The sequence below is a fragment of the Pantoea sp. GL120224-02 genome (genome assembly GCF_900215395.1).
Lineage (GTDB): Bacteria > Pseudomonadota > Gammaproteobacteria > Enterobacterales > Enterobacteriaceae > Pantoea > Pantoea communis.
Window position 1 is genome coordinate 11,844 of sequence record NZ_OBEC01000016.1, and the last position, 15,711, is coordinate 27,554.

13 protein-coding genes are annotated in these 15,711 nt (G+C 54.6%); 6 read left to right on the forward strand and 7 right to left on the reverse strand.

The annotated features are described in order from the left end of the window. Positions 1-3: 3 nt before the first annotated feature. On the reverse strand, positions 4-1,053 hold the full coding sequence (gene glnL, locus CRO33_RS22380) for a nitrogen regulation protein NR(II) (protein ID WP_034823903.1): 1,050 nt from the start codon (positions 1,051-1,053) through the stop codon (positions 4-6). A 186-nt stretch (positions 1,054-1,239) separates the two neighbouring features. Beyond that, positions 1,240-2,649, reverse strand: coding sequence for a glutamate--ammonia ligase (glnA, locus tag CRO33_RS22385; protein WP_097119640.1), 1,410 nt, complete (start codon positions 2,647-2,649; stop codon positions 1,240-1,242). Positions 2,650-3,089: 440 nt separating this feature from the next. Between glnA and typA the strand changes: the two genes are divergently transcribed. The 5 genes from typA to fabY all read left to right on the forward strand — a co-directional run bounded on the left by typA (position 3,090) and on the right by fabY (position 8,004). Next, a complete protein-coding gene (gene typA, locus CRO33_RS22395; RefSeq protein WP_034823899.1) occupies positions 3,090-4,910 on the forward strand; it encodes a ribosome-dependent GTPase TypA in 1,821 nt (606 codons plus the stop codon). Positions 4,911-5,093: 183 nt separating this feature from the next. Next, positions 5,094-5,690 (forward strand): glucose-1-phosphatase, encoded by a 597-nt coding sequence (gene yihX, locus CRO33_RS22400; protein WP_038644008.1) that lies wholly within the window; start codon positions 5,094-5,096, stop codon positions 5,688-5,690. Then, the gene (locus CRO33_RS22405; RefSeq protein ID WP_045815735.1) at positions 5,691-6,563 is read left to right on the forward strand and encodes a virulence factor BrkB family protein; all 873 of its coding nucleotides are present in this window, start codon (positions 5,691-5,693) and stop codon (positions 6,561-6,563) included. Beyond that, positions 6,560-6,997, forward strand: a complete 438-nt coding sequence (dtd, locus tag CRO33_RS22410) for a D-aminoacyl-tRNA deacylase (RefSeq protein WP_034823876.1) — start codon at positions 6,560-6,562, stop codon at positions 6,995-6,997. The genes CRO33_RS22405 and dtd overlap by 4 nt, the downstream gene beginning before the upstream one ends. A 59-nt stretch (positions 6,998-7,056) precedes the next feature. Continuing rightward, complete coding sequence (gene fabY, locus CRO33_RS22415) at positions 7,057-8,004, forward strand: fatty acid biosynthesis protein FabY (RefSeq protein ID WP_034823865.1); 948 nt, start codon at positions 7,057-7,059, stop codon at positions 8,002-8,004. 130 nt (positions 8,005-8,134) lie between these two features. Here fabY and CRO33_RS22420 read toward each other — a convergent pair whose 3' ends face one another. From CRO33_RS22420 to CRO33_RS22430, 3 genes are all read right to left on the reverse strand, one after another. Next, positions 8,135-9,814: an AsmA family protein gene (locus tag CRO33_RS22420; RefSeq protein WP_097119685.1), complete on the reverse strand. Its 1,680-nt coding sequence runs from the start codon at positions 9,812-9,814 to the stop codon at positions 8,135-8,137. Between the two features lie 122 nt (positions 9,815-9,936). Next, positions 9,937-11,313: a nucleobase:cation symporter-2 family protein gene (locus CRO33_RS22425; RefSeq protein ID WP_058960146.1), complete on the reverse strand. Its 1,377-nt coding sequence runs from the start codon at positions 11,311-11,313 to the stop codon at positions 9,937-9,939. Between the two features lie 92 nt (positions 11,314-11,405). Continuing rightward, a complete protein-coding gene (locus CRO33_RS22430; RefSeq protein WP_097119642.1) occupies positions 11,406-12,341 on the reverse strand; it encodes a quinone oxidoreductase family protein in 936 nt (311 codons plus the stop codon). A 61-nt stretch (positions 12,342-12,402) separates the two neighbouring features. On the opposite strand from CRO33_RS22430, the gene CRO33_RS22435 reads away from it, so the two are divergent. Further along, a complete protein-coding gene (locus CRO33_RS22435; protein ID WP_249221772.1) occupies positions 12,403-12,888 on the forward strand; it encodes a MarR family winged helix-turn-helix transcriptional regulator in 486 nt (161 codons plus the stop codon). Positions 12,889-12,940: 52 nt separating this feature from the next. On the opposite strand, the gene recG is transcribed toward CRO33_RS22435, so the two are convergent. After that, positions 12,941-15,019, reverse strand: a complete 2,079-nt coding sequence (recG, locus tag CRO33_RS22440) for an ATP-dependent DNA helicase RecG (protein ID WP_097119644.1) — start codon at positions 15,017-15,019, stop codon at positions 12,941-12,943. Beyond that, positions 15,016-15,711: a tRNA (guanosine(18)-2'-O)-methyltransferase TrmH gene (gene trmH / locus CRO33_RS22445; protein ID WP_034823857.1), complete on the reverse strand. Its 696-nt coding sequence runs from the start codon at positions 15,709-15,711 to the stop codon at positions 15,016-15,018. Before trmH ends, recG begins: the two co-directional genes overlap by 4 nt.

Here is a 15,711-nt window from a genome sequence, read left to right on the forward strand (position 1 = left end):
ACCTCACTGGCGAATAGGCAGGTAAACCGAGAATTCGGTGTGTCCTGGCCAACTGTTAAATTCTATTTTTCCTGAATGCTGATCGATCAGACTGCGGGCGATGGAGAGACCTAAACCGGTGCCTCCTTCACGACCACTCACCATCGGATAGAACAGCGTGTCCTGTAGCTGAGCAGGAATCCCAGGGCCATCATCTTCGATATCAATACGTGCCACCAGGCGATAACGGGTGCCGTGCAGCGTCAGCTGAAACGCGGTACGGGTGCGGATCACGATAGTGCCACCTTCGTCACCCAGCGCCTGCAACGCATTACGCACTACGTTGAGTAGCACCTGCTCAATCTGATCGGGATCGTGTGGCAGCTCGGGCAGGCTCGGGTCGTAATCACGCACCAGCGAGACATTGTCCGGCAGCTCCATCGATACCAGATTCACCACGCGCTCCGCCACCTGATGAATGCTTTGTGTGACGTGCATACCGGGCTGTTGGGGCCCCAGTAAACGATCAACCAGATTACGCAGTCGGTCCGCCTGTTCGATAATAATCCGGGTATATTCATGCAGCGAAGGATCGGGCAGAGCACGCGTTAATAACTGCGCAGCGCCGCGTAAACCTCCGAGCGGGTTTTTAATTTCATGCGCCAGTCCGCGCACTAAATCACGTGCAGCGACCTGCTGAGCATGTTGCAGCTGTTCCTGGCTGAGACGGCGTTGATTATCCATCGGCGCCATTTCCAGCAAGATAAGACCATCGGGTAGACGCTGTGCGGTCAGCGACATAATGTGCGCGCGGCCATCGACCACTAACGTCACTTCGCTGTCGGTAAAGCCCTGGCCTGCTCCAAGACTCTCGCTCATCACCTCAATATTCAGCGAAAAATAGCCGGTTAATTCCGGTAATGGCGTGCCGAACAATTTGCGTGAGCTTTGTGCCAGTAATTGCTGCGCTGCCGGGTTGGCATAATGGATAACCAGATCGTTATCGACCAGCAAAATACTGTTGATTAGAGAGTTAAGAATCTGCCCCGCGTCGGGCAATGTGCCAGTTGCCATACAGCGTTCCTCTGCACTAATTTAGTGCATTATAGCCTTTTGGGACTGAAAACTATCATTCGAACGATGAATTCGCGGTGAAAAAAGCCCATCCGGAGATGGGCTAAAGTTTCCACGGCAACAAAAAAACGTTCAGGTTATTTACGCCGCCAATCAGCGGCGTGAAATGCGCTGAAATTTTTTAAATTAAACGCTGTAGTACAGTTCGAACTCAACTGGGTGCGGAGTCATGCGCACGCGGTCAACTTCTGGCTTACGCAGTTCGATATACGCGTCGATAGCGTCATCAGTGAACACGCCGCCACGGGTCAGGAACTCGCGGTCTTCGTTCAGTGCGTTCAATGCTTCTTCCAGAGAACCTGCAACTTTTGGAATCTCAGCTTCTTCTTCCGGTGGCAGGTCATACAGGTTTTTGTCCATCGCATCGCCAGGGTGGATCTTGTTGATAACACCATCAAGACCCGCCATCAGCAGCGCGGTGAAGGCCAGGTACGGGTTAGCCGCTGGATCCGGGAAGCGTGCTTCGATACGACGCGCTTTCGGGCTCGCAACCACTGGGATACGGATTGAAGCTGAACGGTTACGTGCTGAGTAAGCCAGCATAACAGGTGCTTCGTAACCCGGGACCAGACGCTTGTAAGAGTTGGTGGTTGGGTTAGCCAGGGCGTTGATCGCTTTAGCGTGCTTGATGATACCGCCGATGTAGAACAGAGCAGTTTCAGACAGGCCGCCGTACTTGTCGCCAGAGAACAGGTTCACGCCGCCTTTTGACAGGGACATGTGGCAGTGCATACCAGAACCGTTATCGCCGAACATTGGCTTAGGCATGAAGGTTGCAGTTTTGCCGTACGCGTGAGCAACGTTGTGCACCACGTATTTGTAGATCTGAATTTCGTCAGCTTTTTTGGTCATGGTGTTGAAGCGGGTAGCCACTTCGTTCTGACCAGCAGTAGCAACTTCGTGGTGGTGAGCTTCAACCACCAGGCCCATCTGCTCCATGGTCAGACACATAGCAGAACGGATGTCCTGAGATGAATCGACTGGTGGAACCGGGAAGTAACCGCCTTTCAGACCTGGACGGTGACCTTTGTTACCGCCTTCGTATTCTTTACCGGTGTTCCATGCCGCTTCGATATCATCGATAGCCACGTGTGAACCTGAAGTAGAAGAACCGAAACGAATGTCATCGAACAGGAAGAACTCTGGCTCTGGTCCAAACAGCACGGTATCCGCGATGCCTGAAGAACGCAGGAACTCTTCTGCACGTTTAGCAATGGAGCGTGGGTCACGGTCGTAGCCCTGCAGCGTGCCTGGCTCGAGGATGTCACAACGGATGATCAGCGTTGGATCTTCGAAGAAAGGATCCATAACTGCAGTGGTCGCATCCGGCATCAGCACCATGTCTGATTCGTTAATGCCTTTCCAGCCACCGATGGATGAGCCATCGAACATTTTGCCTTCTTCGAAGAAGTCAGCGTTAACCTGGTGAGCAGGGATAGTAACGTGCTGTTCTTTACCTTTGGTATCGGTAAAACGCAGGTCAACAAACTTAACTTCGTGCTCGTTCATCATCGAGAGGACGTGTTCAGCGGACATACTTAAACTCTCCTGGAAATGGTCATAATCGTCATGGTGAGAGAACTTCGTTGCCTGGAATGTGTCACGCTTACTGACCACCCCTAACCAAGATCTCGGCAAGCTCTTTTCAACCGTTGTATAACTGTCGTTTTCGCTTGAAAGATATAAAGCGAATTCTGTGCCAACTTTATTACAATGGTAAAAATGGCGCTGTGACGCGCTCTTTCGTGAGTCGGTCACTGCACCAGTATGGATGATGCGCACTAATTTGGTGCTTCATAGATTAATTTTCGCCCCAAAAAGGTGCAAAACCCCATCGCAGTGCAGATTAATGCACCGTTATTGGTGCTAAAAAACAGCACTAAGATAAACTTTAAGGGAATACTGTGATCATGTTCAGTCTTTCGCTTAATCCGTGTACAATACCGCGTTATTTCTATAATGCCTGAGGCAAAGCTGTGATCGAAAATTTGCGTAACATCGCCATCATCGCGCACGTTGACCATGGTAAGACCACCCTGGTTGACAAGCTGTTACAACAGTCTGGTACGTTTGATGCTCGTACCGAAGCGACTGAGCGCGTAATGGACTCCAACGATTTGGAGAAAGAGCGTGGGATTACCATCCTCGCAAAAAACACCGCCATCAAATGGAACGACTACCGTATCAACATCGTTGATACCCCAGGACACGCCGACTTCGGTGGTGAAGTGGAACGTGTTATGTCCATGGTGGATTCGGTGCTGCTGGTTGTAGATGCGATGGATGGCCCTATGCCGCAAACCCGCTTCGTAACCAAAAAAGCCTTTGCTCATGGTTTGAAGCCGATTGTAGTCATCAACAAAGTTGACCGTCCGGGCGCGCGTCCTGATTGGGTTGTTGATCAGGTGTTTGACCTGTTCGTTAACCTCGACGCGACTGACGAGCAGCTGGACTTCCCTATCATTTATGCGTCAGCGCTGAATGGTATCGCCGGTCTGGATCACAACGACATGGCAGACGACATGACCCCGCTGTACCAGGCGATTGTGGATCGTGTTTCTCCACCACAGGTTGAAGTTGAAGCCCCACTGCAGATGCAGATCTCGCAGCTGGACTACAACAACTACCTGGGCGTTATCGGCATTGGCCGCATCAAGCGCGGTAAAATCAAGCCGAACCAGCAAGTCACTATCATTGATAGCGAAGGCAAAACCCGTAACGGTAAAGTCGGTAAAGTACTGGGCCATCTGGGTCTGGAACGTATCGAGAGCGCCGAGGCTGAAGCAGGCGATATCATCGCTGTAACCGGTCTGGGCGAGCTGAACATCTCTGACACCATCTGCGACACGCAGAAGGTTGAAGCGCTGCCAGCCCTGAGCGTTGATGAGCCAACCGTAACCATGTTCTTTAACGTCAACACTTCACCTTTCTGCGGTAAAGAAGGTAAGTATGTGACTTCGCGCCAGATCCTGGAGCGTCTGAACAAAGAGCTGGTGCACAACGTGGCACTGCGTGTTGAAGAAACCGAAGATTCAGACGCATTCCGTGTGTCTGGTCGTGGTGAGCTGCACTTGTCTGTTCTGATCGAGAACATGCGTCGTGAAGGTTTCGAACTGGCGGTATCCCGTCCGAAAGTTATCTTCCGCGAATTCGAAGGCCGTAAACAAGAGCCATTCGAAAACGTGACCCTCGACATCGAAGAAACCCACCAGGGTTCTGTGATGCAGGCGATGGGTGAGCGTAAAGGCGATCTGAAAAATATGGATCCAGATGGCAAAGGCCGTGTACGTCTCGACTACATGATCCCAAGCCGCGGCCTGATCGGCTTCCGTAACGAATTCATGACCATGACTTCAGGTACTGGCCTGCTGTACTCCACCTTCAGCCACTACGACGATGTGCGTCCAGGCGAAGTGGGCCAGCGTCAGAACGGTGTACTGATCTCTAACGGCCAGGGTAAAGCAGTCGCATTCGCACTGTTCAGCCTGCAGGATCGCGGTAAGCTGTTCCTGGGTCACGGTGCTGAGGTTTATGAAGGCCAGATCATCGGTATTCACAGCCGTTCTAACGACCTGACAGTTAACTGCCTGACCGGTAAGAAACTGACCAACATGCGTGCGTCAGGTACTGATGAAGCGACCACTCTGGTTCCACCGCAGAAAATGACGCTGGAGCAGGCTATCGAGTTCATCGATGATGACGAACTGGTAGAAGTGACTCCGCAGTCAGTCCGTATTCGTAAACGTCACCTGACCGAGAACGACCGTAAGCGTGCGTCTCGCGGCGGTAAAGAGTAAGCGAAACAGTCTGATATTTAAGCCCCGCATCGCGGGGCTTTTTTGTGCCTGCAACCCGCTGCAACGCTCGCTTTGTGAAAGTTGTCCCCGATTCCAGAACGCTTATTTCCCCCTCATCGTACCTGTTCAGTCATGCTTTTTGCCGCTAAAGTGAATGATCCAGGGAATAGAAGGAGAGGCGTCATGCTGTACATCTTTGATTTAGGCAATGTGATTGTTGATATCGATTTTAATCGCGTGCTCGGCGTCTGGAGTGACCTGGGACGTGTGCCGCTGGCGACCTTACAAAGTCGCTTCCAGATGGATGAGGCGTTCGAGAAACACGAACGTGGTGAGATCAGCGATCCCGAGTTTGCGGCGCGTATCTGTGATCAACTGGATATCGCCTTAAGCTATCCGCAATTCACCGCGGGCTGGCAGGCGGTGTTTGTCGGGGTGCGTCCGGAAACGCTGGCGATCATGAACACACTGCGCGCCAACGGTGAGCGCGTGGTAATCCTGTCCAACACCAATCAGTTGCACTTTGAGTTCTGGCCAACGCAGTATCCGGAAGTGCAACAGGCCGCCGATCACGTCTATATGTCGCAAGACATAGGCATGCGTAAGCCAGAAGCGCGTATCTATCAATATGTGCTTGAGCACGAAGGCTATACCGCCGATCAAGCGGTGTTCTTTGATGATAATCGCGCCAACATCGATGCCGCGCGCGCGCTAGGTATAGAGAGCGTGCTGGTGGAAGACGCGAAAACCGTGCCGGACTGGTTCGCGAGCCGTCGCTGAGTGGTAACACGTAACCATTTGCGTCACTCGGCACACGCGTTTTTCCTGTGGGTTAAACTGCTCTGGCGCCGAGTTGATGAAGACAACATGACGACGCAGGCCGGGAATCTGGCCTACGTCTCATTGCTGGCTTTGGTGCCGCTGATCGCCGTGGTGTTTGCGCTTTTTGCCGCTTTCCCGATGTTTTCGGAGATCAGCGTCCAGCTTAAGCATTTCATCTTCAGCAACTTTATGCCGGCAGCCGGTGATGTTATCCAGCGCTATCTCGACCAGTTTGTGGCCAACGTCAATAAAATGACAGCGGTAGGGATTGTCGGATTGATCGTGACCGCGCTGTTGCTGATGCACTCGGTGGACAGCGCACTCAACGCGATCTGGCGCAGTACTAAACCACGGCCAATGGTTTACTCCTTTGCCGTCTACTGGATGATCCTGACGCTCGGCCCGATACTGGCGGGTGCCAGTCTGGCCATCAGCTCTTACTTGTTATCGCTACGCTGGGTCAACGTCACCGGCGTCACCAGCCTTATCGATCAGGTGTTACGCATCTTCCCTCTGGTGCTCGCCATCCTCGCGTTCTGGTTGCTCTACAGCATCGTCCCAACGCGCCGTGTGCCAACGCGTGATGCACTGGTCGGCGCGATTGTCGCCGGGCTGTTGTTTGAGCTGGGCAAAAAAGGGTTTGCGCTCTATGTTACGATGTTCCCTTCGTATCAATTAATTTACGGCGTACTGGCAGTCATCCCGATTCTGTTTTTATGGGTTTACTGGACCTGGTGTATTGTGTTGTTAGGCGCGGAAATCACCGTCACCCTGGATGACTATCGCCAGCTAAAACAGCAGGAACGCGAAAAAGAACGAGAGGAAACATGATTGCTTTGATTCAGCGCGTCAGTCGCGCCAGCGTCGTGGTGGATGACGCGACGGTGGGCGAGATTGGCGCCGGTTTGCTGGTGTTATTAGGGGTGGAGAAGGGCGATGATGAGCAAAAGGCACAGCGCTTATCTGAACGCGTGCTGGGTTATCGCATCTTCGGTGATGAGAACGACAAAATGAACCTGAACGTACAGCAGGCCGGTGGCAGCGTGCTGGTGGTTTCGCAATTCACACTTGCCGCCGACACCAACAAAGGCATGCGTCCCTCATTCTCGGGTGGTGCCGAACCGGCGGAAGCCGAGCGTCTCTATCACTATTTCAGCGATTGTTGCCGGGCACAGGGTGTGACCACGGCGAACGGTCGTTTTGCTGCCAACATGCAGGTTTCGCTGGTGAATGATGGCCCAGTGACCTTCTGGTTGCAGGTGTGAGGTTTTCAGCCGAGCGGCCAGGGATCAGCCACGCAAGCTCCGAACGAGAGAATCACTTTATGTATCATCTTCGTGTGCCGCAAACGGCGGAAGAACTGGATACTTATTATCAGTTCCGCTGGGAAATGTTACGTAAGCCGCTGCGTCAGCCGCAGGGCTCTGAACGTGATGCCTGGGATGCGCTGGCGCATCATCAGATGGTGGTCGATGAGCAGGGCGATCCTGTTGCGGTTGGCCGTCTCTATATCAATGCGGAAAACGAAGCGGCCATCCGCTTCCTGGCCGTACACCCTTCGGTGCAGGGCAAAGGATTAGGGACGCTGGTGGCGATGACGCTGGAATCCGTTGCGCGTCAGGAGGGGGCGAAGCGCGTGACCTGTAGCGCGCGTGAAGACGCCGTGGAGTTCTTCGCCAAGCTGGGCTATGTCAATCAGGGAGAAATCACCGCGCCACAAACCACGCCGGTGCGCCATTTCCTGATGATCAAACCGGTGGTAACACTGGATGACATTCTGCACCGCGCTGACTGGTGTGGTCAGTTGCAGCAGGCCTGGTACGAGCATATTCCGCTCAGTGAGAAAATGGGCGTGCGCATTCTGCAATATACCGGGCAGAAGTTCGTTACTACCATGCCAGAAACCGGCAACCAGAACCCGCACCACACATTATTTGCTGGCAGTTTGTTCTCACTGGCTACGCTCACAGGCTGGGGGCTGATTTGGCTATTACTGCGCGAGCGGCATCTCGGCGGCACTATCATCCTTGCCGATGCTCATATTCGTTACAGTAAGCCCATTAGTGGGCGTCCGGGTGCAATTGCCGACCTGGGATCACTGAGTGGCGACCTTGACCGTCTGGCGCGTGGTCGTAAAGCACGCGTGCAGATGGAAGTGGAACTGTTTGGTGACGATGAGCTGGGTGCGGTGTTTGAAGGGGTATATATCGTACTGCCAGCCGATGCAGAGGGTGCATTAGAAGAGGGTGGCTCGGGTGCACGCATTAATTAATGCGTGCAGATTACGTTTTAGCCATCTTCAACCTTAATCGGTAGCAGCGCGAAGAATGGCGCATCGGTGAGCGACAGGGTGTCGCTACTGATACGCGGCATTCCTCGCATCGCTACCGTTTGCTGACAATCTATTGAACCTGACCCGCATGCATCGTCTGCTGCACCGATTGTGTATCGGTGGTCACGGACACATTACCCTCAACACTTTGGCGCAATGGCGCGGCAGCACTCAATGAACCTTTCACCTGTAACAAAAGATTACTGTTGCCGCTAAGAGGCAACGCAGGCCAGCCCCAGTTCTGCAACACATTGGCGGGCACCGCCTGACCTTTAAGATTCAGCGTCAATGGACGCTGTGCATCCTGGCCAACACTCGCCGTCCCTTCCAGCAAACCGTTACCGTTGAAGGCGCTCATTTCCGTCACCTGAATCTGCTGATCGTTAGCATTAAAGGCAATGGAGGGATGGCGCAGATCGGTGCGATTAAACGTTGCTTCCGCCGCGTTAAAGCTCGCTTTACCGCCCCAGATTCCCCACTGATGCTGGCGTGCCAGTAGCAGGTTATCGGCGTTACCATCCAGCGCGGTCATCTGGAATGGGAAAGCAGGGTTGATGTCGATCACCAGATTACGATTGGCTGTAGCGTGTGTCACCAGCACGCTATCCAGCCATGATGGCAACGCTTGCTGCCAGCGGTCGCGCCAGTTCTGCGGTAAGGTATATTCCAGCCCGGCAATGGCTAAATCATTCAGCGTCAGGCGTTTATCGCTGCGCGTCCAGTTGCCGCTGGCACGGATCACGCCATTGGCCCACCGTGAACTGAACTGGGCCAATTCAATGCCCTGCGCCGAGAAGTTGGCATTCACAATCGGATCGTTAAGCTCAAAGCCACCATTAATGAAGTTACCGGCATTCATCGACAGTGAGCCATCATCGCTTTGCCAGTCATCTCCACGCAGCGTGATGTTCTTCAGGGTTAAATCGAGGTCGGTGACAGCCCAATCGGGCCCTTGCAGTCGGGCATCGGTCATATCCAGGCGATTGATGCTCACTGACGGCACGTCGCGCAGAGGATTGAGGAAATCACTCAGATTTTGATGGGTCTGCAGGCGGATATCGTTAAGACGTAGCTGATCAATCTTCCAGTTACCCTGTGCGTCGCGCTCGGCGTTGCCGGTCATCGAACCACGCGCGAGATCGGCCCCAATATTGCTGAATATCATGCGGTGCTGCTTCACACTTCCCTGCAGCAGCACATTGTTGCCTGGAACACCATTCAGCGTCAGCTTGCCTGCGCTCATCTGGAACTGTGCATCGCTGCCCAGCATATCCGTCGGGGTCGGTTTCCACGGGATAATTCCGCCATTAACCCGTTCAGCGATCATCGGCAGCATGCTGTGCGGGCTATCAATGCGCACGTTGTTCAGTTGCAGGCGATTGGCCTGGATAGGCAGCGTGGTATCGGGCGTCTGATTCGCGAGGTTAATCTCGCCATCACGCACGTCGATGCTATCAAAATGCAGCCAGTCACTGAATTGCACCAGCGCCAGTCCAAGATCGACGCGCTTGGCCACCAACACCGCTGGCTGACCATCGTGCCCAAAGCTGAAATCATCCAGCATGATGTGCGAGGGAGAAGAGAAGTTGTGCTCTATCTTGCTGAGGGAAAGATGCCAGGCGGTCTTATCACTTACCCAACGGCTAAACCAACCTGCGCCCCACTGTGTCTGTAGCAAGACATACAGGACAACCAGCCCCAGCAGAATCAGCAGCAGTAAGGTAAGGAAAAACTTGCCTAAAAATTTCATCGCATCCATCCATCCCGATATTTATCCGGTAAGAGGTTGTTATGCCTGAATTACCGTTACAGCTCAACAGCCTGGATGTAAAAGCGGATAAATAACAGGCAGGCCGTAGCCTGCCTTAAGGGTTACTTTTCCTGTGGAAAGACGAGGTTAAGCACGATTGCGGTGATACCACCGGCAGCAATGCCTGAGGAAAGCAGGGTTTTCAGCCAGTCCGGGGCGAATTGCAGAATCAGCGGTTGCTGTGAAACACCCAGGCCAACGGCCAGCGACAGTGCGATGATCATAATGGCGCGACGGTTCAGCGGCTCGCGCGAAACGATGCGTACACCCGATGCCGCAATCGTGCCAAACATCACGATGGTGGCACCACCCAGCACTGGCTCAGGAATGTGCTGCACAAAACCACTCACCGCCGGGAAAAGGCCAAGCACGATCAGCATCAGTGCCACGACAAAGCCCACATAACGGCTGGCAACGCCGGTCAATTGGATCACGCCATTGTTCTGCCCAAAGCAGGAGTTCGGAAACGTATTGAACAATGCGGATACAAATGAGTTGAGGCCATTAGCCAGCACGCCGCCTTTTAAGCGCTTCATATACAGTGGGCCGCTCACCGGTTGCTCTGACACATCCGAGGTGGCAGTGATATCGCCGATGGTTTCCAGCGAGGTCACCATAAACACCAGCATCAACGGGATCAGCAGGTTCCAGTCAAAACCGAGACCGTAATAGAGCGGTGTCGGTACCGCCACCAGCGGTTGATCGGTGGGCGCGCTGGTGGCAGGTAGCATATCCAGCGCCCATGCCAACGCATAACCGACCGCCATCGCGATCACCAGTGAAGCCACACGCAGGTAGGGATTGCGCTGACGGTTGAGCAGGATAATCACCACCAATACCGCGCCAGCCAGCAGCAGGTTCTTTGGTGCGCCGAAAGTGTGATCGCTCATCGCCGCGAAGCCACCGCCAATCGAGGTCAGGCCGACCTGAATCAGTGACAGGCCAATAATCATCACCACAATGCCGGAAACCAGCGGGGTAATAATACGACGCGCCAGATGCAGAACGCGTGACAGCACCATTTCGGTACAGGACGCCACCATCAACGTACCGAACAGCGCGGCCATCATGGTCGGGACATCGGCACCGCCATTTTTCAGCGCCATGCCACCCATAATCAGCGGTGTCACAAAGTTAAAGCTGGTGCCCTGAATGGAGAGCAAACCCGAACCCACCGGTCCCCAGGTTTTGATTTGCAGGATCGAAGCCACACCCGATGCAAATAGCGACATGCTGATAATGTGCTGCGTATCCTGAGCCGGTAAGCCCAGCGCCTGGCAGATCAACAGTGCAGGGGTAATCACAGCAACGAACATCGCCAGCAGATGCTGACAGGCAGCAAACAGCGTTTGTGGCAACGGTGGACGATCTTCGAGGCGGTAAATCAGTTCACTCTTTGGACGGGCTGACTGATGAGATTCAGCGGTATTGACGGACATGGTGCGCGTTCTCAATGACAACAAAGGGGCGATTTTAAACGGTTGCGGTGTGAAAGCAATCGTTTGCAATGCCCCTTTTCACTTGCATTGATTTAAAGCGTAAACACGGTACGGCTGCGGCTATCATCTTCCTGCCATGCCTGAGTCACTTCACGCAACGGGCGCATCTGGAAAGCGACCGAAAAATCACTCTCCGCCGCGGCATTCAACATTTCGCTGATGCAGGCGATCAGATCCGCATCGGATACGCTACCCAGACCGCTGCCCATTAATGTCAGACCCGATGAGCGCAACAGCTTGCTGTGCAGGGTGATCTCCTGGCCACTCAGCGAGCCGATTTGCACGAAGCGCACCGATTTCTCTCCACCCGCGACAGCCGCCTGCATGATATCAAGTGCACTCTGGCCCCACAGGTAATCCAGCACGATATCGATACCTTCTTTCATCAGTGCGGGCAGTGCGCCGGGCAACTCATCCAGCGTCAGGGTGATGTCCGCGCCCTGGGCACGCAGTTGATCCAGTACTTCACGATTGCGACCAGTGGCGATGATTTTGCCCGCGCCGAGATGGCGGGCAATGCGTACCGCTAGTCCACCTGAGGTGCCGGTGGCGCCATTGATCAGCACCGTTTCACCTGGCTGCAACTGCGCCCGGCGCGTCAATGCTGCCCAGGAGGACATGCCCGGATTGGCGATGGCGGCTGCCAGCACCGGATCGAGTGAGGCGGGCAGAGGCACAATGGCAGTGGCTGGAACCAGGGTTCTTTCCGCCATGCTGCCCCAGGGCGCATCAAAGGCGAGAAAATAGACCGGATCGCCGTTGCTGAGTGTACCGGTGCCGTCAATGCCGGTGATAAAAGGGTAATGCGTGGTGGCGCTGTAGTGTTTGCCAGAAGCGCGTGCTTTCGCCAGTTGACTGACGGCAGCTGCTTTAACGCTGACAATAACATGTTGTTCATCGGCTTGCGGTTCAGGGAAATCAGCGTAAACCGGCTGTTCGCCCGCTGCAGAAACGATAGCTGCTTTCATGCTTTCTCCTTCAGATAATCGGAATATATGTGTAATATGCACACATTAGTTCTGCCTCGGGATGACGTCAATGAAAAGTGTGCAAAATACACATAATAGTGCAGAGTTCGACGATCTGCATAATGCGCTGCTGATGATTGTGGGTACTTTTAATCGCCCGCAACGTGATGAATTACTAATAAAAGAGTCCAATATTCAACTCGATCGTGCGCTATTTCCGCTGCTGATTCAGATTGGCCGCTTTGGACCGATTGGCGTGGTGGAACTGGCAGAGCGCGCCGGACGCGATTACACCACCGTGAGCCGTCAGGTGGCGAAACTGGAAGAGCTGGGGTTAGCGCAACGACAGAAAAATGCCAAAGACAAACGCGTAAACGAAGCGGTCATTACCGCCACTGGCAAAGCGATGACGGATAAAATCGATGCCGCACGGGCGCAGATTTATCAGCATCTGTTTGAGAACTGGCAGGATAGCGAGCGCACCGAGCTGGCGCGTCTGTTGCAGAAATTTGTCGGGGATTTTATGGCGATCGATCGTAGTGAGTAAGGGCGGGCATCGTGTCGTGTTGGCTCTTTAACACGCTGTCTTTTGCCCACTTTTAAGCATTGCTGTAGCGCTCGGTCTCTGGCAGCCAGCGTTCAATCAACGCCTGCGCCTGTTCTGGATAGTGCTGGTGGATATGGCGTGCCACGCGTTGCACTTCCGGGATCATGCCCTGATCGCGCAGTAAGTCTGCAACCTTAAACTCCGCATTACCGGTCTGGCGCGTACCAAGTAATTCACCAGGACCGCGAATTTCCAGGTCGTGCTGAGCGATGACGAAGCCATCGTTGCTGTCGCGCAGTACCTGCAAACGCTTCTGCGCGGTTTTGCTGAGCGGCGCTTTATACAGCAGCACGCAATGCGAGGCGACTGCGCCACGGCCCACGCGGCCGCGCAGCTGATGCAGCTGAGCCAGGCCCAAACGTTCCGGGTTTTCGATGATCATCAGGCTGGCGTTGGGCACGTCTACCCCGACTTCAATCACCGTCGTCGCGACCAGTAACTGAATCTCGTTGGCTTTGAAGGCCGCCATGACCGCCTGTTTTTCTGCCGGTTTCATGCGGCCGTGCACCAGCCCAACCTGCAAGCCAGGCAGCGCGAGTTTCAACTCTTCCCAGGTGGCTTCCGCCGCTTGTGCTTCCAGTACATCTGACTCTTCAATCAGCGTACAGACCCAGTAAGCCTGGCGACCTTCATGGCAGGCGTTTTTCACCCGCTCAATAATATCGCCGCGGCGACTGTCAGGAATGGCCACTGTGGTGACCGGTGTGCGGCCAGGCGGTAATTCGTCGATGGTGGAGGTGTCGAGATCGGCATAGGCGGTCATCGCCAGGGTACGCGGAATCGGCGTGGCGGTCATAATCAGCTGATGCGGATGGAAACCCTGCTCTTCACCTTTTTCCCATAGCGCAAGACGTTGATGCACGCCGAAGCGATGTTGCTCATCAATGATCACCAGCGCCATGCCGTTGAATTTGACCTGCTCCTGGAACAGCGCATGCGTGCCGACCACCATCGCTACCTGTCCGCTGGCAATCGCTTCCTGCTGGGCTTCACGTGCTTTGCCTTTTTGCTTGCCAGCCAGCCAACCCACTTCAATGCCCAGCGGCGCAAACCACTGGCGGAAATTGTTGGCATGCTGCTCGGCTAGCAGCTCGGTCGGCGCCATCAGCGCCACCTGTTTGCCATGCGCAATGACATTCAGCGCCGCCAGCGCCGCGACCAGCGTTTTGCCCGATCCCACATCGCCCTGCACCAGACGCATCATTGGGAAGTCGTTGGCTAAATCGCGCTCGATCTCCTCAACCACGCGTTTTTGCGCGCCGGTGGGTGAGAAGGGCAGCGCGGCCAGCAATTGATTCACCAGATTATGCTTAGCAGGCATCGGCAACGCATGATGACGTTGAGCGCCGGCACGAACCGCCAGCATGCTGAGGTTGTGCGCCAGCAGCTCTTCAAGGATTAAGCGCTTTTGTGCGGGATGGCGACCGGTTTCCAGCTCGCTCAGACGTAAATCGGGCGGCGGACGATGCAGCGTGCGCAGGGCATCCGGCAAACTCATCAAGCCACCGCTCAGTTCTGACGGCAGCAACTCGGCAATCGGGCAGCTTTCCAGCAACGTCAGCGCTTGATCGGTGAGATTGCGCAGCGTGGCCTGACGAATGCCTTCAGTGGTGGGATAGACCGGTGTCAGGGTTTCCTGTAGCTCGACGCCGCCCTGTTCGCCCTGCACGCGATACTCGGGATGAATAATTTCAGCACCGCGCTGACCACGTTTGATTTCGCCATAAGCGGTGACGCGGCGGCCTGGCGCCAGACTGTTTTTCATCCCGGCATTGAAATTGAAGAAGCGCATGGTCAGCACGCCGCTGCCATCACTGATCTGGCACACCAGCATGCGGCGGCGGCCAAAGGTGATCTCACTGTGTAGCACTTCACCTTCCACCGTGGACCAGACGCCCGGCAGCAGGTCATTAATCTTGTAGAGTTGGGTGCGATCTTCGTAGCGCAGCGGCAGATGCAGCAGCAAATCCTGAATAGTGAACAGGCTGAGTTTAGCCAGTTTTCCCGCCTGACTGGCGCCGACGCCGGTCAGGGTACTGAGCGGTATGGCATCCAGCAGACGGCCTTTCATTTTTTACCTGTGGATTGCATGGTGGCCCACCAGTCGGCATCGGCTTCCACCTCGCCCTGGGCGTTGATATGCGGATAAGGCAGACCTTTTTGCTTCGCCACGCGTGCAAGCACCGGATAACCACCTTCAAACAGCAAACGCTGCTGTTCATCGGCATCAAGCAGGCTGTGCTGACGTTTATACATGCCGGCGTTCTGCCGTTGACGCTGCGCTTCATACAGAATCAGCGCGGAGGCGACGGACACGTTGAGCGACTGCACCATGCCCACCATCGGCACAATGATGTCTTGATCGGCGAGCGCCAGCGCTTCAGCGGTGATGCCTGTTTTTTCCTGCCCCATCAGAATGCAGGTCGGTTTGGTGTAATCGATCTCGCGAAAATCCACTGCATTGGCCGACAGATTGGTCGCCAGCACCTGCATCCCCTGATCTTTCAAGTGACGCACGGCTTCTGCGATATGACGATGCGTCTGCACTTTCACCCAACTGTTGCTGCCCGCTGAAGCAGATACCATGGTGCGCATGCGCACGCTAGGCCAGACGGCGTGCACTTCATGGATGCCGACCGCGTCAGCAGTACGAATCACCGCCGAGACATTATGCGGCTTATGGACCTGCTCCATGCAGACGGTGAGGTCGTGCTGGCGCATGGCCAGCATTTCCTGGATACGAGCAAAACGTTGAGCGTTCAT

What these genes read in the sequence shown, in the direction of transcription:
- glnL (WP_034823903.1), bottom strand. Translation starts at nt 1,053, where the DNA reads ATGGCAACTGGCACATTGCCCGACGCGGGGCAGATTCTTAACTCTCTA.
- glnA (WP_097119640.1), bottom strand. Translation starts at nt 2,649, where the DNA reads ATGTCCGCTGAACACGTCCTCTCGATGATGAACGAGCACGAAGTTAAG.
- yihX (WP_038644008.1), top strand. Translation starts at nt 5,094, where the DNA reads ATGCTGTACATCTTTGATTTAGGCAATGTGATTGTTGATATCGATTTT.
- dtd (WP_034823876.1), top strand. Translation starts at nt 6,560, where the DNA reads ATGATTGCTTTGATTCAGCGCGTCAGTCGCGCCAGCGTCGTGGTGGAT.
- fabY (WP_034823865.1), top strand. Translation starts at nt 7,057, where the DNA reads ATGTATCATCTTCGTGTGCCGCAAACGGCGGAAGAACTGGATACTTAT.
- CRO33_RS22420 (WP_097119685.1), bottom strand. Translation starts at nt 9,814, where the DNA reads ATGAAATTTTTAGGCAAGTTTTTCCTTACCTTACTGCTGCTGATTCTG.
- CRO33_RS22425 (WP_058960146.1), bottom strand. Translation starts at nt 11,313, where the DNA reads ATGTCCGTCAATACCGCTGAATCTCATCAGTCAGCCCGTCCAAAGAGT.
- CRO33_RS22430 (WP_097119642.1), bottom strand. Translation starts at nt 12,341, where the DNA reads ATGAAAGCAGCTATCGTTTCTGCAGCGGGCGAACAGCCGGTTTACGCT.
- CRO33_RS22435 (WP_249221772.1), top strand. Translation starts at nt 12,403, where the DNA reads ATGACGTCAATGAAAAGTGTGCAAAATACACATAATAGTGCAGAGTTC.
- recG (WP_097119644.1), bottom strand. Translation starts at nt 15,019, where the DNA reads ATGAAAGGCCGTCTGCTGGATGCCATACCGCTCAGTACCCTGACCGGC.
- trmH (WP_034823857.1), bottom strand. Translation starts at nt 15,711, where the DNA reads ATGAACGCTCAACGTTTTGCTCGTATCCAGGAAATGCTGGCCATGCGC.